Genomic DNA, 4,232 nt, shown 5'->3' with positions numbered 1-4,232 from the left:
ACTTCCTCCGAAGCATTAGAAGCTCCCGTCATTTCAATCAACAGTAGCTTTCCATCCTTTTTTAAGAGACGAGCAGCCTCACTTAAAGCTAGTGCAATATCCGTGAATACAAGGACCGATTCAGAAATAATAATGTCAAATGAGTCGCTTTCTAATGGTAGACATATAATATCTCCTTCGATTAAGTGAATGTCAGCCTCCAATGGTTTAAACCTTTCTCTCGCCTTCTCAATCATAATCGGATGATTATCGACAGCAGTTACATTGCAACCATACTTTGTAGCTAAGAAAGCGGAGGTCTTTCCTGTACCGCACCCTATATCTAATACTGACTGAGCTGCCTGAATTTTTTCTTTCCCTAATATAAATTGAGTTAATCCAAATCCCCCCGGATGCGCACTTCCAATCCCAAAATAAGACAGTAAATCTAGGTATTTATTTGACATGAAGCAACCTCCTAAATTAGTTACAATATCATATGCACAAAAAGACTAATCTGCTAGGTTGATTAAAGGGAAAATAGTAGGTTAAAGAGAATAAATAAAGAAAGAGTAATAGAAATAGGAGATTTCTAAAATGGAGAATGGACTAGGAAATAGCACCATATACTTAACTGAAATGACAAAACACTATCTTATGGATATTCATTCGTATGCATCAAAAGAAGAGGCTTGTAAATACCAACCATGGGGACCAAATAGTTTAGAGGACACTAAAGCTTATTTAGAGGAAGTTTTAGCAGAGGCCAAGAAGGAAAAAAGAAATAGGTAAGTGTTTGCAGTTATTGATAAAGAAAGCTGCAAAATGATAGGAGCAGGAGAGCTATTTCATATAGACCTGTCTAACAAAAGTGGAGAAATAGGCTATATAATACATCCAGATTTTTGGGGAAAGGGTATAGCTACTCAAGTTGCCAATATTTTAATTGATTATGGATTTAATGAACTAAAACTTAACCGTATTTATGCCACCTGTGATGCAAGAAATAGTGCTTCGGAAAGGGTTTTAAAGAAAGCAGGTATGCAGCAAGAAGGACTACTAAGAGAGAATATCCTATTAACCGATGGGTGGAGAAATTCACTTCTTTACAGTATGTTGAATCGTGAATGGAATACAAAATCATAGGGGGTATATGATGGCAGATCTATTTCAAACGTCAATTGAACAATTTTCGAAAGCACACGATGACTTCATTGAGGCATGGAACGTAGCAATGTATTCAGGGGATACTGCAGGTCTTGAAATCATGACTAATAATTACTATGTTACTTTTTTTAATAGTCATGTGGAAAGACCAGAATTCTTTGACCGTCCTGAAGCTATACAGGGAATGAGAGAGTCAGTGGAAGCGTTGCAGGATGCAAAGAAAAGATTCGAGCATCGTATTATTAGACAACGTGATCCTAACAGATTCGTTGTATTTTATGAAATGGTTATTGAAAAAAACGGACAAGAGTTGACTCGATTCTTTACTATAGAGGATTGGGAAGAGAGAAATGGACAATGGTTATTGAACCGAGAAGTTACTGAGCATATTTAAGGTATGAGGAGTAGAGCCCCGAAAAATTTTCGGGGCTTTCTTGTCTACCTCATAGCCGCAGTTTATCCGCTACGCGTGGTCTGAGCCAGTACTCTCTCTCCCCTAGAATGACTTCTAACCACTAGTGTTTACCTCTATATATCTGTACTACTTCAAGTGCCTGAAACTAGGTTGATTATGTATCCGCCTCATGTTTTCTTCTTATAGTAATGCCCAAATTCATTAAATTGAAAATTCGAGAAATTTAAACTTTTAATTTCCCTAAATTACCTATTGTATAATTATACATAAAGGCATATATTATATAAATATTAGAAAAATCCATTAGCTAGAAATAAAACAGATTACTAAATTAATAGCTATCTGATAGTGGATGAAAAGTAAGGGTGAATAAGATGGATAACTGGCTAAATTTATATAATAATATGGGAGATTTTTTAGCACCGAGTATGGCAAAGGATCATCCTAATATTCCAATAGTTAAAGAGGAAGGCTGCTACTATTTTGGAGCGGATGGAAAGAAATATTTAGACTTTACATCAGGTATTGCCGTTACAAATACCGGACACCGTCATCCGAAAGTAGTTCAAAGTATTAAAGATGCTGCGGATCAATTAGTTCATGGGCCTTCAGGAGTTATTATGTACGAATCGATTCTACAGCTTTCCAAAAATCTTGGAGAAGTGTTACCAGGAGATTTAGACTGTTTCTTTTTCGCCAATAGTGGGACAGAGGCTATCGAGGGAGCATTAAAGCTAGCGAAATTTGTAACAGAGAGACCGTATGTTGTTTCATTTACGGGCTGCTTTCACGGTCGTTCACTTGGTGCACTAAGTGTCACAACGTCTAAAAGTAAGTATCGAAAATTTTTACAGCCATCTCATTTATCGTACCAGATTCCTTATGCAGACGCGAAGAGCTGTCCAGAGGGAATGGATCCAGAAGTATATTGTGTAGAGCAGCTAGATAAAGACTTTAAGAGACTCTTTAAGCATCAGGTAACTCCAGAAGAGGTTGCTTGCGTTATTTTAGAGCCAGTACTAGGTGAGGGTGGATACATTATCCCTCCTAAATCATGGGTGAAGCGAATTCGAGAAATTTGCGATGAGCATGGAATCTTATTAATATTTGATGAGGTTCAAACTGGTTTCGGAAGAACAGGAGAATGGTTTGCTGCACAATATTTCGAGGTTACTCCCGATATTATGGCCATTGCAAAGGGAATTGCGTCTGGTTTACCTTTAAGTGCAACCGTTGCTTCTAAGGAATTAATGAAGAAGTGGCCATTAGGAATGCATGGGACAACATTCGGTGGAAATCCCATTGCTTGTTCAGTTGCCTTAACTACACTAGAAATTCTCCATGAGGAGAACCTAGTAGAAAACTCTAAAGTTGTAGGAGCATATGCAACTGAAAAGTTAAACGTGCTAAAAGAAAAATATCCAATCATTAGCGATGTCCGTTCTGTCGGTTTAATGATTGGTATCGAAATCTCTAATATAGAAACTGGAGAGCCAGATGGACAAGCCGTGATGAAAATTCTTGACTATGCACTAGAAGAAGGCGTGCTCTTCTATCTTTGTGGAAACGTCGGTGAAGTAATCCGTATGATACCTCCATTAACGGTAACAAAGGAACAAATTGATGATGGCTTAACAATGCTTGAAAAAGCAATTATTCGATATACAAATGAAATAAAAATAAATGAGATAAAGGGGTAAAACATTATGAAAAACAAGTTATTTCTAATCATGCTAACAATGATTATTGCTTTACTAGCTGCTTGTGGAACTAAAGACGATGCGAAAGAGGATGCTGGATCGGGTTCTACACCTTCTGAGGAATTACCAGTATTAAAAATGGGGACTTCAGCTGACTATCCACCGTTTGAATTTATCGATCCAACAAAGAGCGAAGAGATTATTGGTTTTGATATTGACCTATCCAATTTAATCGCTGAAAAGCTAGGATATAAGATTGAAGTAGAAAACATTGATTTCAACGGATTAATCCCAGCGATACAAGCAGGTAAATTAGACTTCGTATTAGCAGGAATGTCACCAACAGAAGAACGCGATGAAGTTGTGGATTTCTCTATTCCTTACAACGAAACAGTACAAATGGTAGTGACTAAAAAAGACAGTGGCATTAAAACAGTGGAAGACTTAGCTGGTAAAACAGTTGGAGTTCAAATCTCATCTGTTCAAGAAGAGCTAGCAAATGAATTAGCAGAAACAGTAGACATGAAAGTCGAGAGCCGCAACTTAATCCCAGAGGTTATTCAAGAGCTAATGACAAAGCGTTTTGATGCAGCCGTTATAGAGGATGTAGTAGCTGAAAATTATACACAGCGTAACAAAGATTTAACTTTCTTCCCAATAGTAGTTGAAGAAATAGATACTAAAGCAGCAGTTTTCCCTGAAGGCAGTGAGCTTAAAGAGAAGTTTGATAAAGCTATTACTGAGTTAATTGAAGAAGGAAAAATTGAAGAGCTTAGAGAAAAATGGTTTGTAGTAGAAGCAGAATAAAAGAAATAAAAATATAATAGTTTGAATAGAAAGGAGGGTAACGATATGTTAGATTTTTCTGCAGTCGTTCCCTCTATTCCTTATATTGCAAAAGGAATAGGTGTTACACTTCAAATAGTTGTGGGAGCCACAATTTTAGGTTTAATTTTAGGGATTTTGTTAGC

At 36.9% G+C, this 4,232-nt stretch carries 6 protein-coding genes; 5 read left to right on the top strand and 1 reads right to left on the bottom strand.

Features of this window, described 5'->3' with window-relative positions:
• The coding region (locus tag AC06OU_RS16235) for a class I SAM-dependent methyltransferase (RefSeq protein WP_475857163.1) at positions 1-446 on the bottom strand (446 nt) is incomplete at its 3' end.
• A 130-nt stretch (positions 447-576) separates the two neighbouring features.
• Between AC06OU_RS16235 and AC06OU_RS16230 the strand changes: the two genes are divergently transcribed.
• The 5 genes from AC06OU_RS16230 to AC06OU_RS16210 all read left to right on the top strand — a co-directional run bounded on the left by AC06OU_RS16230 (position 577) and on the right by AC06OU_RS16210 (position 4,068).
• Positions 577-771 (top strand): hypothetical protein, encoded by a 195-nt coding sequence (locus tag AC06OU_RS16230; protein ID WP_475857162.1) that lies wholly within the window; start codon positions 577-579, stop codon positions 769-771.
• A complete protein-coding gene (locus AC06OU_RS16225) occupies positions 772-1,125 on the top strand; it encodes a GNAT family N-acetyltransferase (RefSeq protein ID WP_475857160.1) in 354 nt (117 codons plus the stop codon).
• 10 nt (positions 1,126-1,135) lie between these two features.
• Complete coding sequence (locus AC06OU_RS16220; protein ID WP_475857159.1) at positions 1,136-1,540, top strand: hypothetical protein; 405 nt, start codon at positions 1,136-1,138, stop codon at positions 1,538-1,540.
• Between the two features lie 395 nt (positions 1,541-1,935).
• Positions 1,936-3,261 carry an aspartate aminotransferase family protein gene (locus AC06OU_RS16215; protein ID WP_169360235.1) on the top strand — a complete coding sequence of 442 codons (1,326 nt, stop codon included), beginning with the start codon at positions 1,936-1,938 and terminating at the stop codon, positions 3,259-3,261.
• 6 nt (positions 3,262-3,267) lie between these two features.
• The gene (locus AC06OU_RS16210) at positions 3,268-4,068 is read left to right on the top strand and encodes a transporter substrate-binding domain-containing protein (RefSeq protein WP_475857157.1); all 801 of its coding nucleotides are present in this window, start codon (positions 3,268-3,270) and stop codon (positions 4,066-4,068) included.
• The last annotated feature ends 164 nt before the right edge of the window (positions 4,069-4,232 follow it).

It is taken from the genome of Psychrobacillus sp. (genome assembly GCF_056205495.1).
The sequence above is the reverse complement of the archived record's forward strand: the minus strand, read 5'-3'. Positions and strand labels throughout refer to the sequence as shown.